Origin of the sequence: Gephyromycinifex aptenodytis, assembly GCF_012277275.1 — a bacterium.
GTDB lineage: Bacteria > Actinomycetota > Actinomycetes > Actinomycetales > Dermatophilaceae > Gephyromycinifex > Gephyromycinifex aptenodytis.
In genome coordinates this window covers 2,009,628-2,029,955 of sequence record NZ_CP051155.1, presented here as the reverse complement: position 1 = coordinate 2,029,955, position 20,328 = coordinate 2,009,628, and the positions used below count along the sequence as shown (strand labels likewise).

Here is a 20,328-nt window from a genome sequence, read left to right as displayed (position 1 = left end):
GGGGAGGCGGGCCCACCACTAGGGCCCTTAACAGGTGAGCTGGTCAGATCGTGCCGGGAATGTCTGCTCGCTCGCTCACGGCCGCCCGGGCTCAGGGCGCAGATTCGGAACACGGCCGCAGGTGTATCTAGCTGGGCGTCCCGCGTGCACCAGAAACGCACTCGAGCCGTCCACGCCGCCGCTGAACAGAGCGCCCAACGGTGCGGGCAGCCCTCACCGCGGGTTGGTCCGGGCGACTCAGGTAGCAGTCGAAGCGGCTTTGCCGAACTGCCACCACCCCGGTTGCGCAGACCGTTACCGTCAGAGAGTGACCTCTAACCTGCGCAGAGACGAAGCCCGCCAGCGTTCCGCGGATCTGCGGCTGACCTCGTACCGGGTCGAGCTCGACCTCACCGAGGCCGCCGATCCCCAGGCCGCAACCTTCCCGACCCAGACGAGCCTGACGCTGACCAGCAGCAGCAGCGACACCTTCCTGGACTTCCTGGACGGCGAGGTCGAGCACGTCGACATCGACGGTGCGCCGATCCCGGTGCGCTACGACGGGGCTCGGGTACAGGTGAGCGGCCTGCCGGTGGGTCGAGAGTGCACCGTGACGGTCAAGGGTCGAGCGCGCTACTCCCGCTCCGGGGAAGGTATGCACCGCTACGTCGACCCCGCCGACGGTCTGACCTACCTCTACACCCAGTACGAGCCAGCCGACGCGCGGCGAGTGTTCGCCAATATCGAGCAGCCCGACCTCAAGGCCTCCTTCACCTTCGTGGTAACCGGGCCCAGTGACTGGGAGATCCGTTCTAACTCGCGGGAAATCAGCCGTGAAGAGGCACCGGCCGCGACCTCGGGCGCAGCGTGTGCGCGCCGCATCTACGACCCGACGCCGCCGCTGTCGACCTACCTCACCTGTGTCATCGCCGGGCCGTACCGCCGATGGGACCAGGAGTGGACGCTGGATCTGCCCGACCGCGAGCCGTTGCGGGTTCCATTGGCGCTGTTGTGCCGTCGTTCGCTGGCTCCGGCCTTCGACAGTGAGGCGCTGTTCGAGCTCACCAAGCAGGGGCTCGAGCACTTCCACCGGCTCTTCGACTACCCCTACCCGTGGGGCAAGTACGACCAGATCTTCGTGCCGGAGTACAACCTGGGCGCGATGGAGAACCCGGGCCTGGTGACGTTCACCGACGCCCGGTACATCTTCGAATCAGCCGCGACCCGCGCCCAGCTGGAGGGGCGCAGCAACACCCTCATGCACGAGATGTCGCACATGTGGTTCGGCGACCTGGTGACCCCGCAGTGGTGGGACGACCTGTGGCTGAAGGAATCCTTCGCCGACTACATGGGTACCGCTGCGAACGCGACCGCCACGGAGTTCCGCGACGCGTGGACGCCGTTCTGCGCGCGGCGCAAGGCGTGGGCCTACGAGCAGGACCAGCTTCCGACGACGCACCCGATCGTCGCGGACATTCCCGACGTCGAAGCGGCACGGGCGAACTTCGACGGAATCACGTACGCCAAGGGCGCCAGCGTGCTCAAGCAGCTCGTCGCCTACGTCGGTGAGGAGGCGTTCCACGCCGGTGCGCGTACCTACTTCGCTAAGCATGAGTTCTCCTCCACGACGCTGCCGGACTTGCTCGTCGAGTTGGAGGAGGCGTCGGGGCGTGACCTTGGGCCGTGGTCGGATGCGTGGTTGCGCACGACGGGCACCTCGACCCTTACGCCTGCGCTGAGCCTCACCGACGGTGACGACCCGCGTATCGCCGAGTTGGTCATCGAACAGGACGGGACTGACCCGATCAGCGGTGTGGAGGTGTTGCGCGATCACCGGCTCGCGGTGGGGCTGTACGAGTTGTACTCCGACGGGGTGCTGCGCCGCAGCCAGCGCATCGAACTGGACGTGACCGGAAGCCGGACTGTGGTCGAGGACGCGCAGGGCGCTCCCGCGCCGGCGCTCGTACTCATCAACGACGACGACCTCACCTACGCCAAGGTGCGCCTTGACGCGACGTCGATGCAGACCGTGCGGGAGCACCTGGGCGACATTGAGGCGTCACTGTCCCGGGCGTGCGTGTGGTCGGCGTTGTGGAACGCCTGCCGTGACGCGGTGCTGCCCGCCGCCGACTACGTCGACATCGTGCTGCGCCAAGCGCCACGCGAGAGCCATGTCGCGTTGCTCACCGACGCCACCGATCACGCGCTGGTAGCGGCGCGCGCTTACGCGCCCGCCGATCAGCAGGATGACCTCGTTCGTCGCATCCTCGACGTGGCCATCGAGCAGATGCGCGCCTGCGAACCCGGGTCGGGAAGCCAGCTCGTGTGGGCGCGCGTTGTCGCCTCTGCCGCGCAGAGTTGCGCCGAACACGCCGAACTGTTGCGGGCGGTGCTCGACGGGCGCGAGCACATCGAGGGGCTGGCCCTCGACGGCGAGCTGCGCTGGGCGTTCTGGCGGGCGCTCGCAGGGACGGGCCACGCGAGCGTCGACGAACTCGATGCCGCCAGGCGCGCAGACCCCGGGTCGCGCACTCACATCCGCCACCTGTCGGCGTTGGCATCTGTTCCCGATGCTGAAACCAAAGCGGCGGCATGGTCGGCCGTCGTCGAGGAAGCGGGCGCGTCGAACGAAGAGGTCAGCGCGTGGGCGGCAGGCTTCAACCATCCGGGGCATTCGCACCTGACGCAGGATTACCGCGCCCGGTATCTCGGCGCGCTCATCCCGGTGTGGCAGGAACGCAGCCAAGAGATCGCTACGAGGTTCGTGCGCGGGTTCTTCCCCGGCGGCGCTCAACTAGCCGCGGGTCAGGCCCCGGCCGAGCACCCGAGCGTGGTGCAGGTGCAGGGGTGGCTCGATGCACACCCAGACGCGCCGCGCGCGTTGCGCCGCGAGATCATCGAAAACCTTGACCGGTTGCGCAGGGCGCTGACCGCTCAGGCGGCAGGGTCCGCCAGCTAGGGGACGCTCGCACATCGCACACCCCGCAGAACCGCGACCACCTGCACGCTAGGCGGTCGCGGTTCTGGCAGATAGCGGTCGGTGCGCCCCGCCACTCTGCGAGGAGGTGACCGGGCGGCGCGGTGACGTGGCCACCCCGGTGGGGGCGCTCCAGGCTGCTGCGGCCTCGGGTTGCTGCGGCGCTCAGGATGAGGAGGCGGCGCCCATCGAGTCGGGCATCTGTACCGCGATGACCCGCCCACGGGCGCACACGACATCGCCAGCGCTCACGGTCTCGCTGACGACGACCTTGCGGCCCTTGACCTCTTCGATGACTCCGCGCACTTCCAACTCGACGCCCATCGGGGTGGGCGCAAGGTAGTCGACCTGTAGCGACGCCGTGACGAACCGCAACACCGGCTCGGAGCCCATCTCTCGGCCCGCTGCGCGGTATGCGGCAGCCGAAGCTGACCCGGTGCCGTGGCAGTCGATCAGCGAGGCGACGAGGCCGCCGTACACGTAGCCCGGGATAGCGGTGTGCTCCGGGCGCGGCGTGTATCGGGCGACGGTCTCGTCACCGTCCCAGTGCGACTTGAGCTGGATCCCCACGTCGTTGAGGCGCCCACAGCCGTAGCAGTGAGCGACGTCGTTGGGGTAGTAGTCCTGGAAGGCGGTCGGCGCGGTCATGGCCCCATCCTGGCCGGGAAACGAGCAGGATGGGGCCCTCGGGGGTGAGCAGTCCCGCCGGCCGCGCCAGCCCCGGGGGGGAGGAGGAGTAAGCCCGGGTCAGGCGGCGGCGCTGTCCGGGTTCTGCGCCCATAGGTCGGGGCCGAACACCTCGTAGCGGATGGCCTCAGGAGCGACGCCCTTGTCGAGCAACGTGCGGCGGGCTTGGCGCATGAACGGTAGCGGCCCGCACATGAACACCTGGGCGTCACCGGGGATCTCGAGGCTCGACAAGTCCATCAGGCCCTGCTCGGCGCTGCGTGATTCATCAGCGGCTTCTTCATACCACAGGTGCGAGAGCGCCTTCTCCAGTCGCGATGCGCTCGCCGTCACCGCCTCGTACATGGCGTGGCTGGCGGCACTGCGGTCCGCGTGGGCCAGGATCACCGGCCGGTTCGGACGACGCTGCGCCAGGTCATCCAGGATCGCTGCCATCGGGGTGATGCCTACCCCCGCGCTGACAAGAACGAGGGGAGAGTCCGAGTCGTCCAACATCACGTCACCGCACGGCACGGACACCTGCAGCGTGCTCCCCACGGGGCAGGAGTCGATGAGGTGGTGGGAGACGACGCCGGCCGGTGCGTCATCGCTGGCGCGGACCCGCCGCACGGTGATCTGCTGGGAGTCGGGCCGAGGTCCGGCCGAGAGCGTGTACTGACGTGGCTGCGTCGTGCCGTTCGGCAGGGCTGCGTTGACGGTGATGTACTGCCCGGCGCGGTGCTGCGGGACGGGCTGACCATCGACCGGCGCCAGGACGAAGGTGACGACCTCAGGCTCACCATCGATGGTGACCTCATCGCGGCGCTCGACGATACGGAAGTCGCGCCACGGGTTCTCCGGGTCGATGCCTTGCTGGGCGTAAACCTTGGCCTCCTCGGCGGCCAGTTGCAAGGCGAACAGCCAATAGACCTCATCCCAAGCGGCGGCTACCTGCGGGGTGACAGCCTCACCGAGCACCTCTCCCACCGCGCGCAGCAGGTAGCGCCCGACGATGGTGTATTGCGTCGCGGTGATACCGAGAGAGACGTGCTTCTGGGCGATGCGCTGCATGACGGGCTCGAACGAGGGAGCATCCGGGTCGATGAGTTGAACCGCGTAGGCGACCACCGAGGCAGCCAGCGCTTGCGGCTGCTCGCCGAGGGCCTGGTCGGCCTCGTTGAAGATGTTGAGAAGCTCCGGGTGGGCCTTGAACATCGCAGGGTAGAAGCGAGAGGTGATCTCGACAGCGTGCTCAGCAACGACGCCGGCGGTCGCTTCGACGACCTCGGTTGACTCGGCGGACAACAGCATGCGGGCTCCTTCGGGGGAGGTAGTACCAAGAGACGCCGACTGGCACAGTCGACGGGGCACGACATTAGTACGGATAGAAGCGTGTTAACGGTGAAGGGCTGGGTGGTCTCACCGAGCGGACACCTGACCACCTGAGCGTGGGTGAGCTTCGGTGATTCTGTGGGCGATCTGTGGCGCTTGTCCTGTTGCAGGGCAAACCGCGCCTGTACGCTTCGGCCCACGACGACGCGGTCGAGCCGGACTCGGCCCCCACAATCGGAGCGATTCGTGAGTCCTCTCTTCTACCAGGCAGCCACGATGGCGATTTACCTCGCCGGCATGTTGTTCATCGGTTTCTACTCATATCGAAAGACCCACAACCTCGACGGTTACATGCTCGGGGACCGTGGTTTGTCACCCGCGGTAGCCGCGCTCTCTGCGGGCGCTGCAGACATGTCCGGATGGCTACTCATGGGGCTGCCGGGCGCAATCTATGCCGCTGGGCTCGTCGAAGCGTGGATCGCGGTCGGTCTGACCGTCGGCGCCTGGCTGAACTGGAAGTTCGTCGCGCCCAGGCTGCGGGCATACACCGAGGTCGCCAACAACTCCATCACTATCCCCAGCTTCTTGGAGAACCGGCTGCACGACCAATCCCGCATGCTGCGCATCGCCTCGGGAGTCATCATCCTGGTGTTCTTCACGTTCTACGTCAGCTCCGGGATGGTCGCCTCCGGCGTCTTCTATCAGAGCACTTTCGGGCGCGGTTACCACGAGGGCCTGCTCCTGATCGTGTCGGTCACGGTGGCCTACACGCTCTTCGGCGGCTTCTTGGCCGTCAGTTATACCGACTTCGTGCAGGGAATCATGATGGTCGCCGCGCTCGTGGCCGTTCCCCTGGTGGGGCTGTCCCGGGTCGGTGGGCTCGAAGGCGTCAAGACCGCAGCGTTGGCGGCCAGCCCCACCCACTTGAGCATGTTCGCTGGCGCCTCCGCCGTGGGGGTGATCTCGGCATTGGCCTGGGGTTTGGGCTACGTCGGGCAACCGCACATCATCGTCAGGTTCATGGCGCTACGCAACGCCCAGGAAGCCACCGCCGGTCGTCGCATCGGTATCGGCTGGATGATCTTCTCCGTTTTGGGTGCTGCCGGCACAGCTCTGGTCGGCATCGCCTACTTCCAACAGTCGGGGACACCGCTGGAGGGCCCCGACACCGAGACGGTGTACATCCGGCTCGGGCAGGCCTTCTTCCACCCGATCATCGCGGGCTTCATGCTGGCCGCGGTGCTGGCAGCAATCATGAGCACGATGTCCAGCCAGATGATCGTTACTTCTTCGGCATTGATCGAGGACCTCTACAAAGCGCTCGGTCAACACCGCGGCGAGTCTTCCAAGAGCGACAACCACTACGTCGGGATGGGCCGGCTCGCGGTCTTGTGTGTGGCGGTCATCGCCGGAATTCTCGCCTGGGAGCAGAACTCGACAATTCTGCGGCTGGTGGCCTTTGCCTGGGCCGGCTTCGGTGCCGCTTTCGGCCCGACGGTCGTGTTGTCGCTGTACTGGCGCAAGCTCACTGCCTCCGGCGCCTTGGCCGGGATGGTCGTGGGTGCGTTGACGGTGGCTTTCTGGGGCCCCTCCACGACCTGGGGCGGGGATCGGGCCACGGCCCTGTTCGGCCTGTACGAGATCCTGCCAGGCTTCCTGCTGCACCTGCTGGTGGCAGTCGTCGTCAGCCTGATCACTTACAAGCGCAACGAGAAGATCGAGACCGACTTCACGCAGATGAAGCGGCTCAGCGCCCGGATTCTTGTTGATGAGGAAGCCCCGCTGATCGCTGAGCCGTGAGCGAACGGCCCGCCGAAGCGGGCTGACTGCGCGGCTCTGAGGACATAGGCGGGCTGGCTGCAGCGCGGTCACGCGGTGCTGGTCACCTGCGCCCGGCCGCGACGGTCGGGCGCCGATGCGCCTGCCGCCTGCCCCCTGTTGTGAACAGCACTGTCGAGGTTCGCCTCGACAGTGCTGTTCGTTGTCCGGCCAGCGCGGAATGCTGTTCCTGCGTTCTCGGAACGGCTCCAACGCGGAGCGTGGCTAGGCGGTCAGTGACGGCGCGGACACGTGGCTGCAGCGGTGGCAGTCTGTGCAGTCTCAGGCGCGGTAGGAGCGTCCGCTGGAGCCGGAGTGCCCCGGACGACCCGGGTGGTCGACGCCGTAGGCGCGAGCCAGTTTGAGGAAGCGAGCGGTGGGGTCCTCGCCGGTGTGCCGGCGGGGCCCGTAGCTGCCGTGGGCGCGACGAGTGCCGCGGGCATCCACATACCGCTCGATGTGGGCTGCAACATACGGGCCTTGACCTGCAGCGGCCCAGCCGTGCGCGGGGCCCGCTTCAGCAAAGGTCTGCTGGGTTGCTGAGACCGGTTCGCGGGGCGGTTCAATCGCAGGCTGCGGGCTGGTGTCACGCACGACATGCAACGGCACCGGCTTACGCACGCTGCCCTGCACCACAGTGGGGACGTTGCCAGTCGTGTGAACGCTGTGGGCGGTGCGCAGCCGGCTAGGTCGCGCACTGGCAACGCTGGCCAGGAACCAGAGCATGCCGGCCACGCTGAGCGGGACCAAGAGGGCCGAGTACCAGAGGGGTGTGCTCGGCAGCAGGCATGCGGCGTTACCCACAGAAAGCCCGGTTCCGACGACGTAACCGAGGGCGGGCAGAGTGGATTCGCGGCGCCGCAACGATTCGCTCGTGGCTGCCGTGATACCGACCAGGCTGACCGATGCGGCCAAGAGGCCGAGGTGCAGTGCTGACATATCCCCATCCGTTCGTTCGCGGCTCGCCTCTCGGCGCGCCGCCCCCTATCGGCCAAGGTTGCCCAAGCCGACCCCCGCTAACAGCCTCGTAGGGCTGGGACGCCGTTCGATCTCCCCAGATCATGCGAACGCGCGTCCAGGTAGAGCGTACTGAACAGCCGTCCAGACCACGACTATCCAGGCTCCCGCATGTATCTCAGCCGCGAATGGCAGCGGTGGGGAACCCTTTCGGGACGGAGGGGGTCTGGGTGGTTGGGTCGGCACCCAGGAGAGAGTGGGCGCCCGATCTCAGGTCTGGGTGTGTACCCGAAGCCGCGCCCCCTGGCAGCGAACCTGGTGTCGACCGACGCCGGTGTGGGGCTGCCTGCTGCGCCGGTCCGGCGTTCTGGGCGGGGGCTCGGGAGTGTGTAGCCCCGACGCAGGTAGGAGGCGGGGTCGGCCAGACCCGGAGCGGATCAACGTAGCGGCAGGTGTCGGAGTCAAGCCGAGGTCGGGACAAGCTCGGAGCAGCGTGGCGAGGCAAAATGTTACTTTGTAAGGACAATCGATTGACAGGGGTGTTGCGCAGCGGTTCAATGGCACAGAACCCCTCGAATCTCAGCAGGACCTCAGTGCACTGGAGGCACGCCATGAGCACCAACCTCAACTCGATGGTGGAGGCCAACCCCACCACCGTCCTCTGGAACGACTCGGCCGATCCGGTCGAGCTCAAGCAGTCGATCGCGTACGGCGCCGTGGGCGCGACCTGCAACCCCGTCATCGCCGTCGCCTGTGTCAAGGCTGACCTGCCCCGTTGGAGCGCACGCATCGCCGAGCTCGACGCCGAGATGCCCGAGGCCAGCGAGTCCGAGATCGGCTGGAAGGTTGTCGAGGAGCTCTCCATCGACGCCGCCAAGCTGCTCGAGCCCGCCTTCGACAAGTACGAAGGCCGCAACGGTCGCCTCTCCATGCAGACCGACCCGCGCCTGGCCCGCAGCGCCGCCAAGCTCGCTGACCAGGCCGAGTACTTCGCCGGGCTCGCCAAGAACATCATCGTCAAGATCCCCGCCACCAAGGCCGGCATCGTGGCAATCGAGGAAGCGACCTACCGAGGCGTCAACATCAACGTCACGGTGTCCTTCACCGTCCCGCAGGCTGTCGAAGCTGCCGAGGCCATCGAGCGGGGCCTCAAGCGCCGCGAGGCCGAGGGCAAGAGCATCGACGGCATGGGCCCGGTCGTCACCATCATGTGCGGGCGCCTCGACGACTGGCTCAAGGAGTGCGTCTCTCGCGAGGGCATCGACATCGACCCCGAGTACCTCGAGTGGGCGGGTGTTGCCGCGTTCAAGAAGGCTTACGCGATCTTCGCCGAGCGCGGCCTGCGCTCGCGTCTGCTGTCCGCGGCCTTCCGTAACACGCTGCAGCTCAGCGAGTTCGTCGGCGGCGACGTCGTCATCTCCCCGCCCTTCAAGTGGCAGAAGCAGATCGTCGACGGCGGCGCCGAGCTCCCCGAGCGCATGAGCGTCCCCGTGGACCCGGCCATCGTGGAAGCTCTCTACCAGAAGATCCCCGAGTTCCGCCGCGCGTACGACGTCGACGGCATGACACACGAGGAATTCGACACCTTCGGCGCTACCCGCAAGACGCTGCGTCAGTTCCTCGGCGCCGATGAGGAACTCGACCAGGTCGTCCGCGACATCCTGATCCCGGCACCCTGATCACCGGCAACTAGACCGTTCGTGCCGATCTGCCCGTGCCTGACCCGCTGGTCCACTGTCACCGGCGCCCCCATCACAGGGCGCCGGTGACCCCTGGGCTGCGGCACACCGACTCTCGAGAGGATCGACGATGACCTCGCACTATCCCTATGACGCAGCACCGACCCTGCGATTGACCGTCGGCCAGGCCATCGTGCGCTTCCTGTCCAACCAGTGGTCCGAGCGTGACGGGGTCGAACAGCGCCTGGTCGCAGGCATGTTCGGCATCTTCGGGCACGGCAACGTCGCCGGCATCGGCCAGGGGCTCCTGCAGGACCAGGTCGCCCTGGAAACCCAGGAGCAGGGGGGCGGGCCCACCGGCGCGGACGAGCAGCACCTGCCCTACTACCTGGCCCGCAACGAGCAGGGCGCGGTGCACGCGGCTGCCGCCTACGCAAAAACCACTGAGCGGCTGCAGACCCTGGCGGTCACCAGCTCCATCGGCCCCGGCGCCCTCAATATGGTTACCGGCGCAGCCCTTGCGACTACCAACCGTCTGCCGGTGCTGCTCTTCCCCTCCGACCAGTTCAGCACGCGTTACCCGGACCCGGTGCTTCAGCAACTCGAGGACCCGCGCTCGCTGGACGTGTCGGTCAACGACGCGTTCAAGCCGGTGTCGCGCTTCTGGGATCGCATCAACCGACCCGAGCAGTTGATCCCCAGCTTGCTCAACGCGATGCGCGTCCTCACCGACCCGGCCGAGACCGGTGCCGTCGTGATCTGCCTGCCGCAAGACGTGCAGGCGGAGGCCTTCGACTGGCCCGTCGAGATGTTCCGTAAACGCGTGTGGCACGTGGCCCGCCCGGTGCCGGAGCCCGCTGCGCTCAAGCGCGCGGTCGAGGCGATCAAGGCTGCGAAGAAGCCGCTGCTCGTCGCCGGGGGCGGAGTGATCTACTCCGGCGCCAGCGAGGTGCTGCGGGCCTTCACAACGGCCACCGGCATCCCGGTGGCGGACACACAGGCTGGCAAGGGCGCGATCAACTTCGACCATGCGCTGTCCGTCGGTGGTCTCGGGTCCACGGGCAACAGTGCCGCCAACACCCTCGCCCGCGAGGCGGACCTGGTCATCGGCGTCGGCACGCGCTACTCCGACTTCACGACCGCCTCGCACACTGTCTTCGCCAACCCCGACGTCCGCTTCGTCAACGTCAACGTGACGGCCTTCGACGCAGCCAAACACTCCGCGACGATGCTCGTCTCTGACGCTCGCGAGGCGCTCTCGGCCCTACAGGACGGGCTTGACGGCTGGAGCACGGACGCGGCATACCAGCAGCGCGCTGCGGACCTGTGGGCCGAGTGGGACAAGGTCATCGAAGAGTGCTATCACCGCGACCACCAGCCGCTCCCGGCGCAGACCGAAGTCTTCGGCGCGCTCAACGAACTCATGGGCGAGCGGGACGTCGTCATCAATGCTGCCGGCTCCATGCCCGGAGACCTGCAGGCCCTCTGGCGGGCGCGCACGCCGGAGCAGTATCACCTGGAGTACGCCTTCTCGTGTATGGGCTACGAGATCCCGGCGTCAATGGGTGTGCGGCTCGCGCTCGACGCGGCCGGGCACACCGACCGCAAGGTTGTGGCGATCGTCGGCGACGGCACCTATCAGATGCTGCCGATGGAGTTGGCGACCATCGTGTCCGAGCAGCTCAACGTCATCTTCGTCATTCTCGACAACTCCGGCTTCGCCTCGATCGGGGCACTGTCGGAGTCCCGCGGTTCGCAGCGCTTCGGCACGAAGTACCGCATGCGTAACCGTGAGAGCGGCCGTCTCGACGGGGGCCCCGTGCCCTTCGACATCGCCGCCAACGCCGAGAGCTGGGGCGCCACTGTGCTGCGCTGTAACGGCATCGAGGAGTTCAAGAACGGCTATGCCACGGCCGTGCAGACCCCGGGCGCCGTCGTGCTCTATATCCAGACCGATCTCACCGGTCCCAACCCGCCCGGGTGCGCCTGGTGGGATGTGCCGGTGTCGGAGGTCTCCGAGTTGGAGTCCACTCAGCAAGCCTTCACGGAGTACACCGCGGAGAAGAAGGTCCAGCGCCACTACCTGTGACGCCAACGCTGTCCCGCGGCCCGGCACGTCAGCCCTGACGTGCCGGGCCGCGGCCATGCCCGTGCGCGGTCTGCTTGAGCCGGCTGCGCACCTGATCCGCCGGAGATGGTCCTATGCCGGAGCTCAGCCTTCTCGCGTGGTCGCTACTGCTCGCCGGGGCGATCGTCGTCGGCTTCGCCAAGACCGCGATCGGTGGGGCAGCGATGGTGGCGGTGGGCCTCTTCGCGCTGGCGCTGCCTGCCAAGGAGTCGACAGGAACCCTGCTGCTGCTCCTGCTGGTCGGGGACGTGGTGGGGACGTGGGCTTATCGCCGCACGGTCGACCGCTGGATGCTGGCCCGGCTGGTGGTGCCCGTGCTGGTCGGGGTGGGCTCGGGGGTGGTGTTCCTGCGGCTCGTGGACGACCAGGTGTTGCGGCGCACCATCGGGGTGATTTTGCTGGGGCTGCTCGCGGTCCAGCTGTGGACGTTGCGGCGGCCGACGCGGGCGCAGGGGTCGCGGGCCGCCGGTCGGGCCTATGGTGCCCTGGCGGGGTTCACGACCATGGTGGCCAACGCAGGCGGCCCGCCGATGAACCTGTACCTCCTGCGTGAGGGCATGGCCAAGTGGACCTTTCTCGGGACCACGGCGTGGTTCTTTTTCGCCGTCAACCTGGTCAAGTTGCCGTTCATGGTGGCGCTGGGGCTGGTGACGCACCGCAGCCTCGTGCTGCTGCCGGTGCTGGCTCCCGCAGTGCTGCTGGGGGCAGCGTTGGGGCGGTGGGCGGTCGGGCGGCTGGACCAGGTGTGGTTCGGGAGGCTGGTGACGGCCTTCGTGGCGGTGAGCGCCGTCGAGTTGACCTTCTTCTGAACTCATTTGCCCGAGGTGGGTGTCGTCGGTCCCACAAGCGGGTTCACGAACCCATCTGCTGCAGCTGCCTGCGTGAATGTGCACGCGTGGCGGGCGTAGGCCCCTTCATGGTCGGCAGGGGGCGCGTGTCACGAACAACATAAAGTTTGTTTGTCCTAACAAATGTTGACAGGGTCGGGTCGGCCGGGGCAGGCTGGGGTTCTCAGCTACTCGTGACGACGCACAGAGGGGTCTCATGACTGACGCAGCCGGCGGATTCGATGTCATCACCATCGGCCGGGTGGGCGTGGACATCTACCCCCATCAGATCGGCGTGGGCCTGGAGGACGTCGAGACCTTCGGCAAATTCCTCGGCGGTAGCGCCACCAACGTCGCCGTCGCCGCCGCGCGCTACGGCCGCCGCGCCAGCGTCATCACCCGCACCGGCGAGGACCCCTTCGGTCGCTTCGTGCACCGCGAGCTCGTCCGCCTCGGCGTCGACGACCGCTTCGTGGACTCCGTGAGCTCGCTGCCGACCCCGGTGACCTTCTGCGAGATGTTTCCGCCGGATGACTTCCCGCTCTACTTCTACCGCTACCCCCAGGCCCCGGACCTGCTCCTGCAGGCCGAGGACATGCCGCTGGACGACATTCGCGACGCGGGCATCTTCTGGGCCACCGCCACGGGCCTGTCCCATGAGGACTCCCGCGACGCCCACCACGCCGCCTGGCAGGCACGCGGTCGGCGCGAGCACACGATCCTCGACCTCGACTACCGACCGATGTTCTGGAGCGACGAGGCCACCGCGACCCGCGAGGTCGAGGCTGCGTTGGGTCAGTGCACCGTCGCTGTCGGTAACCGCGAGGAGTGCCGAATCGCAGTAGGGGAGAACGAGCCCGAGCGCGCGGCCGATGCCTTGCTCGAGCGGGGCGCCGAGCTCGCCGTGGTCAAGCAGGGACCCAAGGGGGTCCTGGCCAAGACCACAGATGAGCGGGTCGAGGTCCCGCCGATCTTCATGGACGTCGTCAACGGCCTCGGTGCAGGCGACGCCTTCGGTGGCGCCCTCTGCCACGGACTCCTGCAGGGCTGGGACCTCGAACCAATGCTCCGCTTCGCCAACGCTGCCGGGGCCCTGGTCGTCGGTCGCCTCGAATGCTCCACCGCGATGCCCACCACAGAGGAGGTCGAGCGCCTGCTCGCCGAGCGCCGAGGAGAGCGCTGATGGACCTGATGCCGATCGACCTACCCATGCTGACCCGCACGCGCCTGCGTGAGCCCGGCCGCGTCGCGCAGATGTGGGCCGCTCGTCGGCGCCGCCCCCTCGTCGGTGAAGACGGACGGCTCCTACTGGTGGCGGCCGATCACCCGGCGCGCGGTGCAATCGGGGTCCGTGACGACCGGATGGCGATGGCCAATCGCGCCGACACACTCGCCCGGCTGGCCACGGTCCTGTCCCGCCCCGGCGTGGACGGCGTCCTGGGCACCCCCGACATCCTGGAGGACCTGCTCCTGCTCGGGCTGCTGGAAGACAAGGTCGTCATCGGCTCGATGAACCGCGGCGGCCTACAGGGTGCGACCTTCGAGCTGGACGACCGGTTCACCGCATACCGCGCCGCGGACATCGCCCGCCGCGGGCTCGACGGAGGCAAGATGCTCACCCGCATCGCCCTGGACGACCCCGGAACCGCCCCCACGCTGGAGGCGAGCGCCCAGGCCATCCGCGAGCTTGCCGACGCGGGGTTACTGGCGCTGGTCGAGCCGTTCTGGACCGGACGCGACGAGCGCGGCGCGGTGGTCAACCACCTCGACCCCGACTCGGTCATCATGTCGATCCACGTCGCGGCCGGGTTGGGCGCCACCAGTGCCCACACCTGGCTCAAGCTGCCCGTCGTCGAGGACATGCCCCGCGTGCTCGCCGCCTCGACGATGCCCGCACTGTTGCTCGGCGGTGACCCTCAGGGCGAGCCCCAGGCGACCTACGACCGCTGGGGCGCCGCCCTGGACTGCCCGACCGCTGCAGGTCTCGTCGTCGGACGAGCGCTGCTCTACCCACCTGACGGGGACGTCGCCGCCGCCGTCGACGTCGCCGCGCAGCTCGTGCACGGCGACAGCACTACCCGCTGCGCTACCACCGGAGGTAATCGATGAGCGACTGGTTCAAACCCGCCACCACCAGCGGGAACGCCGAATATCACGTCCGCATCCAACCGGGCGACCCCGGCTGGGAGCACACGGGTCTGCTGGTCGCCGACCTCGACCGTGGGGAGCGTCGCCACGTCGACACCCAGGGGTCGGAGTACATCGTGGTGCCTCTGGCCTGCCCGAGCGCCGTGGTCGAGGTCGACGGTGAGCGCTACGAGTTGCAGGGCCGGGCAGACGTCTTCTCCGGGCCGACTGACGTGCTGTATGTCGGGCGTGACTCGGCCTTCGACGTCGAGGCCCCCGAGGGCGGCCGGGTGGCATTGTGTCTGGCACCCGCCAAGGAGCCCTTCCCGGTGAAGCACCTGCGCAAAGCCGACGTTCCCGTCGAGATGCGCGGCGCCGGACAGGCCAGCCGCCAGGTGCAGAACTTCGGCACCCCCGGGGTATTGGATGCCGACTCGATCATCGCCTGCGAGGTCATCACCCCGGCCGGCAACTGGTCTTCCTACCCGCCGCACAAGCACGATGAGGAGCGCGAGGGTGTCGAGACCGCCCTCGAGGAGATCTACTACTTCGAGATGCAGACTGAGGCCGGTGGCGGCCCCGCCAAGGACGGGAACGCGCCCGATCCCATCGGCTACCAGCGCGTCTACGGCACCGACGAGCGTCCGATCGACGTGCTCGCCGAGGTCCGCTCGGGCGATGTCGTGCTCGTGCCCCACGGCTGGCACGGCCCGGCGATGGCGCCGACCGGCTACGACATGTACTACCTCAACGTGATGGCCGGCCCCGGCCAGACCCGTGCCTGGCTGATCTGCGACGACCCGTCGCACGCCTGGGTGCGCAGCACCTGGCAGGACCAGCCCGTCGACCCCCGCCTGCCCTACCGCCCGTAGCGACAATCGCCGGGCTTGCCTGCGCAGCCCGATGTCGCGGCCGCCGGTAGCCGGGCACAGTCCTGGCGCGCCTTCCTACACAGCCCCACCTGCTTCGTCTCACCTGTCACCCACCGCAAAGGACACCATCGTGACCGCTCACATCACCCACCTCGTCGGCCACTCCTCCTGGGAGGGCACCTCCGAGCGCACCTCCGAGATCTTCAACCCCGCGACCGGGGAAGTCATCGCCACCCTGGACCTAGCCAGTAAGGACCTCGTCGACGAGATCGTCGCCAAGGCCGCGGAGGCCGCCAAGACCTGGGGCGCAATCTCCATCGCCAAGCGCACCCGTGTGCTGTTCAAGTTCCGCGAGCTGCTCGAGGAGCGCAAGGGCGAGATCGCCAAGACCATCGTGCGCGAGCACGGCAAGACCTACCCGGACGCCATCGGCGAGATCAACCGCGGCCTGGAGGTCGTGGAGTTCGCGTGCGGCGCCGGCCACATCCTCAAGGGCGGCTACTCCGAGAACGTCTCCACCAACATCGACGCCTACTCGATCCTGCAGCCGCTTGGCGTCGTCGGTGTGATCAGCCCGTTCAACTTCCCGGCCATGGTGCCGCTGTGGTTCGTCCCGGTCGCCATCGCCACCGGCAACGCCGTCATCATCAAGCCGTCCGAGAAGGACCCCTCGGCCACGATGGAAATTGCTGACCTGTGGCGCGAGGCAGGCCTGCCCGACGGTGTCATGAACGTCGTCCACGGCGACGCCGAGGCCGTCAACGCTCTCCTGGACAACCCAACCGTCAAGTCGATCTCCTTCGTCGGGTCGACCCCGATCGCCCGCCACGTCTACGAGCGTGGCGTCGCGGCCGGCAAGCGCGTGCAGGCCCTGGGTGGCGCGAAGAATCACATGCTGGTGTTGCCCGACGCCGACCTCGACCTTGCCGCCGACGCCGCCGTCAACGCGGGCTTCGGTGCGGCTGGCGAGCGCTGCATGGCGATCTCGGTGCTGCTCGCGGTCGACTCCATCGCCGACGAGCTGATCGGCAAGATCACCGAGCGCATGGCGACGTTGAAGACCGGTGAGGGCATGGGCGAGGGCATCGACATGGGTCCGCTGGTCACCAAGGCGCACCTTGACAAGGTCCGCGGGTATGTCGACGCAGGTGAGGCCGCGGGCGCCGAGCTGGTCGTCGACGGCCGCCAGGGCGACTGGGTGGGTGGCACCAAGGAGGGCTTCTTCCTGCTGCCGACGCTGTTCGACAAGGTCACCAAGGACATGTCGATCTACACGGACGAGATCTTCGGCCCGGTCCTGTCGGTCGTGCGGATCAAGAGCTACGACGAGGGCCTGGAACTCATCAACTCCAATGAGTTCGGCAACGGCACGACGATCTTCACCAACGACGGTGGCGCGGCTCGCCGGTTCCAGCACGAGGTGCAGGTCGGCATGGTCGGCATCAACGTGCCGATCCCGACGCCGATGGCGTACTACTCCTTCGGCGGGTGGAAGAACTCGCTGTTCGGCGACACGCACGCTCACGGCATGGAGGGCATCCACTTCTTCACCAAGACCAAGGCCGTCACGTCGCGTTGGTTGGACCCGTCCCACGGTGGCCTGAACCTCGGCTTCCCGCAGAACGACTGACCTCTTCTCTCAGCGCCGTAGCGGCATCGACCGGCCTTCCTTCATCACACTGATGTGAGGAAGGCCGGTCGACGTGTGCGTGGCAGCCCGCAGCACACAAGACGGGGGCCGCGACCTCAGCCTGCGTAACAAAACGCGGCGGATGTCGCGGCCCCCGACAGGGCCATGCGGGCGGTACTCAGAGAATGGACTGGACGTACTCCCGGTTGATGCGCGCTGCGTCCTTGGGGGCGCGGTGGGTTGTGTCCTGCTCGAGCACAACCCACCCGTTGTAGTCGTGCTCCTGCAGCCAGCTCACGACGCCCTTGATGTCGACGAGGCCGTCACCAAGCTCGGGGAAGATGATTCCGCGCAGGGCGTCGCCGAAGCTCCACTGCTCCGCTTTGGCCTTGCGCAGCACCTCGGGGTCGACGTCTTTGAGGTGGACGTGCTCCACCCGGTCGCCGTAGGTCGGCAGGAAGTCCATCGCGTCGCCGCCGCCGTACTTCAGGTGACCCACGTCCAGGCACCAGCCGACCTTGGCCGGGTCGGTCTCGTCCAGGAAACGCCGCGTCTCAGCCGCCGTCTCGACATACGTGCCGACGTGGTTGTGCAGCACGACCCGCATGCCCATGGGCTCCAGGAGGTCGGCGAGGTGGGAGAGGCCGTCGGCCAGGTTGCGCCACTGCTCGTCGGACAGGCCGTTGGCCTCGTCGACGTGCCCGGCCTCGGCGTCGCGGCGTTCGTCACCGAGCTCGGCGGCGACGAGGATCGAGCCGCCTGCGGCCTTGACTCGCTCGGCGACGGCGAGGGCGGCGGCATCAGCCTCGTCCCACTTGTCACGGTCGCGGTAGCCGAGGCGGACGAATGCGCCGACCATTTCCAGACCCCGCTTGGCGGTCTCGTCGCGCACGACGGCAGGGTCGTCGGGCATGCCCGGCCCCCACTCGGTGGCGGTGTATCCCGCCTCGACCATCTCGTCCATCATCTGGGCGTAGGGCGTGTAGGGGCGGAAGTCGGGGATGTCCCCGTTGTTCCAGTTGCACGGGGCGGTGGAGATCTTCATTGAACAGCTCCAGAGGACGCAGGGAGGACTTTGCTCTGACATTCTCACATGCGCACCTTGCTAGCACCAGAGCCGCCCCGAGCGCCTGAGGTGAGTGCAGGGTGCAATCGTGCGTCGGCCCATGTCAGACCACCGTCACGCGCCAATTGATCTATTGACAGAACATTTGCTCCTGGATAGCGTCTTGCGTGGGTGCGCTGACGCATCTGGTCCACAACGAGGCCGGGTCTGCCCGGAGAGGACAGCTCATGGCTGAGGTCACCGCCCGCGCGGACGCGCCGCGCCACCTCGTCCCGCGCTGCTTCAGGCTCACCGTCGACGTAAGCCCCGACCAGTTCCCTGTGGCGTTTCCAGAGGCTCCCCAACAGTTCCCAAGGGTGCGCGCACTGGATGCGATGGCCGAAGCGGGTCTCGCCATCCTGCAGACCGGCCCCTTCGGCTACTTCCCGCCCGCGCAGGTGCGTCTCCGAAAGCCGATGCCCGCGCGCGGCATCACCGGCGCCGGCTGGGTCACTCTGCCCCAGGGGGAAGCCCGGGAAGACGCCGAGCGCACCACCTTCCGCCCGATCGGCCAGATCCGCGCCGCCGACGGCGACGAATACGTCATCCAGTAGACATGGACGCCATCCGCGTCCGTATGCGCGAACGCATCGAAAAGGAGCTGAACTCATGACTGAGGCGAGCATCGAGGAACGACCGGAGACCCCGGCCGTCGACAACACCGCCCCACCCGTGTTGCGTGACCTGGGCGTGGGCGTCATCAGCTTCGGCTGGATGGGGCGCCTGCACACGCGGGCCTACAAGGCTCTGCCCGACTACTACCCCGAGCTGCGGGTCCGTCCCCGTCTCGTTGCGGTGGCCGACCCGGTCGAGGGGGCTCGGGCCTCAGCTCTGGAGCAGTTCGGCTTCGAGCGTGCCTTCGCGGACTACCGCGAGCTCCTGGCTGATCCGCAGGTCGAGGCGGTGTCGATCTGCGCGCCGAACTTCCTGCACAAAGAAATCGCGCTCGCGGCCGTCAAGGCCGGCAAGCCCTTCTGGATCGAGAAGCCCATGGGTGTCTCGGCGGAGGAGTCTCGCGAGATCGCCGAGGCGGCCGAGCAGGCCGGGCTGGTGACGGGCGTCGGTTTCAACTACCGCCAGGCCCCAGGCGTGCAGTTCGCCCGCCAGCTGATCCGCGATGGTCGGCTCGGCCGGGTCACCAACGTGCGCGTCTGGCTCATCGCTGACTACGCGAGCGACCCGGAGGGTCCGCTGACCTGGCGTTATGACAAGAAGACCGCGGGAGCCGGCGTCGTCGGCGATCTGATGTCGCACGGTATTGACCTTGCGCAGTTCCTCGTCGGCCGCGTCTGTGAGGTTGCCGCTCTCACCGACACCTTTATCGTTGACCGTCCGATCCCACTCGAGCAGGGCGTCGGCCACGCCAAGGTCAAGGTGTCCACCGAGCACGGGCCCGTCGGCAACGAGGATTACGTCGGCATGTTGGCGCGCTTCGAGTCCGGCGTGGTCGGCACGATGGAGGCGAGCCGCGTGGCCCGCGGCCCGCGCGCCGAGTACGTCGTTGAGGTGTACGGCACCAACGGCTCTGTGCGCTGGAACTTCGAGGATCAGTCCAAGGTGCAGGTCCTGCTCGGCGACGGCGGTGACACCCACGGCTACACGACCGTGATGGCCGGTCCGGATCACGGCGAGTACGCCCGCTTCCAGCCCGGCCCCGGGCAGAACATGTCTTTCGACGACCTCAAGGTGGTTGAGGGCCGCGACTTCATGCGCTCGGTGCTGACCGGTGAGCAGATCGCCCCGTCGGCCGCCGACGCCTGGTCGGCTGCCGAGGTGGACGAGGCCGTGGTTCGCGCGGCGGCCTCTCGTGCCTGGGAGACCGTGCCGGCGGTATCGGGGCGCACGACATACGACGTCTGAGCGGTGACGCAGCAGTGGCCCGGTCCCAGGAGGGGCGGGCCACTGCGGTGCTGCGGGGTGCTTCAGACGCGGCTGACCTCGCGGGCGCTCCAGAGGAAGTAGGCCACGAGGGTGCCCATCAGGGGCACGAGCGCGCTCAAGATGATGACGGAGGAGGAGGCCACGGCCCCGACGACCGTCAGCACGACGACTAGGGCGGCCATCGTGATGGCCTGCGCGCCGGAGGTGGTGAGGGTCGGCTGCGCCTGCGTGGTGCGGGCGTTCTCGACGAGGGTGTGGGACAACGTTCCTTCTCTCTTGCCGACAGAAGGAGGTCCTGATGGCCCCGTCCTGCACGGCCATCGTGGTGGAGTTTCGCCAGAGTTTGTCCT

General features: G+C 67.7%; 16 protein-coding genes. 11 read left to right on the top strand and 5 right to left on the bottom strand.

Annotated features, from left to right (window positions below):
• Positions 1-307 precede the first annotated feature (307 nt).
• Entirely contained in the window at positions 308-2,938 is a 2,631-nt protein-coding gene (gene pepN / locus G9V96_RS08760; protein WP_168582690.1) for an aminopeptidase N, read from the top strand.
• A 183-nt stretch (positions 2,939-3,121) separates the two neighbouring features.
• Here pepN and G9V96_RS08755 read toward each other — a convergent pair whose 3' ends face one another.
• Positions 3,122-3,604: a PaaI family thioesterase gene (locus G9V96_RS08755; protein WP_168582689.1), complete on the bottom strand. Its 483-nt coding sequence runs from the start codon at positions 3,602-3,604 to the stop codon at positions 3,122-3,124.
• A 99-nt stretch (positions 3,605-3,703) separates the two neighbouring features.
• The gene (locus tag G9V96_RS08750; protein WP_168582688.1) at positions 3,704-4,933 is read right to left on the bottom strand and encodes a globin domain-containing protein; all 1,230 of its coding nucleotides are present in this window, start codon (positions 4,931-4,933) and stop codon (positions 3,704-3,706) included.
• Between the two features lie 267 nt (positions 4,934-5,200).
• On the opposite strand from G9V96_RS08750, the gene putP reads away from it, so the two are divergent.
• Positions 5,201-6,754, top strand: a complete 1,554-nt coding sequence (gene putP, locus G9V96_RS08745; RefSeq protein WP_226913240.1) for a sodium/proline symporter PutP — start codon at positions 5,201-5,203, stop codon at positions 6,752-6,754.
• Between the two features lie 300 nt (positions 6,755-7,054).
• Here putP and G9V96_RS08740 read toward each other — a convergent pair whose 3' ends face one another.
• Positions 7,055-7,711 (bottom strand): hypothetical protein, encoded by a 657-nt coding sequence (locus G9V96_RS08740; protein ID WP_168582687.1) that lies wholly within the window; start codon positions 7,709-7,711, stop codon positions 7,055-7,057.
• A gap of 629 nt (positions 7,712-8,340) precedes the next feature.
• Here G9V96_RS08740 and G9V96_RS08735 point away from each other — a divergent pair.
• The 7 genes from G9V96_RS08735 to G9V96_RS08705 all read left to right on the top strand — a co-directional run bounded on the left by G9V96_RS08735 (position 8,341) and on the right by G9V96_RS08705 (position 16,992).
• Complete coding sequence (locus G9V96_RS08735; RefSeq protein WP_168582686.1) at positions 8,341-9,408, top strand: transaldolase family protein; 1,068 nt, start codon at positions 8,341-8,343, stop codon at positions 9,406-9,408.
• A gap of 130 nt (positions 9,409-9,538) precedes the next feature.
• Positions 9,539-11,497: a 3D-(3,5/4)-trihydroxycyclohexane-1,2-dione acylhydrolase (decyclizing) gene (iolD, locus tag G9V96_RS08730; RefSeq protein WP_168582685.1), complete on the top strand. Its 1,959-nt coding sequence runs from the start codon at positions 9,539-9,541 to the stop codon at positions 11,495-11,497.
• 113 nt (positions 11,498-11,610) lie between these two features.
• Positions 11,611-12,345: a sulfite exporter TauE/SafE family protein gene (locus G9V96_RS08725; protein ID WP_168582684.1), complete on the top strand. Its 735-nt coding sequence runs from the start codon at positions 11,611-11,613 to the stop codon at positions 12,343-12,345.
• Between the two features lie 235 nt (positions 12,346-12,580).
• On the top strand, positions 12,581-13,546 hold the full coding sequence (gene iolC / locus G9V96_RS08720; protein ID WP_168582683.1) for a 5-dehydro-2-deoxygluconokinase: 966 nt from the start codon (positions 12,581-12,583) through the stop codon (positions 13,544-13,546).
• Between the two features lie 8 nt (positions 13,547-13,554).
• The gene (locus G9V96_RS08715; RefSeq protein ID WP_449727783.1) at positions 13,555-14,472 is read left to right on the top strand and encodes a class I fructose-bisphosphate aldolase; all 918 of its coding nucleotides are present in this window, start codon (positions 13,555-13,557) and stop codon (positions 14,470-14,472) included.
• Positions 14,469-15,362 (top strand): 5-deoxy-glucuronate isomerase, encoded by an 894-nt coding sequence (iolB, locus tag G9V96_RS08710; RefSeq protein WP_168582681.1) that lies wholly within the window; start codon positions 14,469-14,471, stop codon positions 15,360-15,362. Before G9V96_RS08715 ends, iolB begins: the two co-directional genes overlap by 4 nt.
• 127 nt (positions 15,363-15,489) lie before the next feature.
• Positions 15,490-16,992, top strand: a complete 1,503-nt coding sequence (locus tag G9V96_RS08705; RefSeq protein WP_168583929.1) for a CoA-acylating methylmalonate-semialdehyde dehydrogenase — start codon at positions 15,490-15,492, stop codon at positions 16,990-16,992.
• A 178-nt stretch (positions 16,993-17,170) separates the two neighbouring features.
• Here the strand turns inward: G9V96_RS08705 and G9V96_RS08700 are convergent, their stop codons facing one another.
• On the bottom strand, positions 17,171-18,037 hold the full coding sequence (locus tag G9V96_RS08700; RefSeq protein ID WP_168582680.1) for a TIM barrel protein: 867 nt from the start codon (positions 18,035-18,037) through the stop codon (positions 17,171-17,173).
• Between the two features lie 248 nt (positions 18,038-18,285).
• Between G9V96_RS08700 and G9V96_RS08695 the strand changes: the two genes are divergently transcribed.
• Entirely contained in the window at positions 18,286-18,651 is a 366-nt protein-coding gene (locus G9V96_RS08695) for a hypothetical protein (protein ID WP_168582679.1), read from the top strand.
• A 55-nt stretch (positions 18,652-18,706) separates the two neighbouring features.
• Positions 18,707-19,957: a Gfo/Idh/MocA family protein gene (locus tag G9V96_RS08690; RefSeq protein WP_168582678.1), complete on the top strand. Its 1,251-nt coding sequence runs from the start codon at positions 18,707-18,709 to the stop codon at positions 19,955-19,957.
• A 62-nt stretch (positions 19,958-20,019) separates the two neighbouring features.
• On the opposite strand, the gene G9V96_RS08685 is transcribed toward G9V96_RS08690, so the two are convergent.
• The gene (locus tag G9V96_RS08685; RefSeq protein ID WP_168582677.1) at positions 20,020-20,241 is read right to left on the bottom strand and encodes a hypothetical protein; all 222 of its coding nucleotides are present in this window, start codon (positions 20,239-20,241) and stop codon (positions 20,020-20,022) included.
• Between the last annotated feature and the right edge of the window lie 87 nt (positions 20,242-20,328).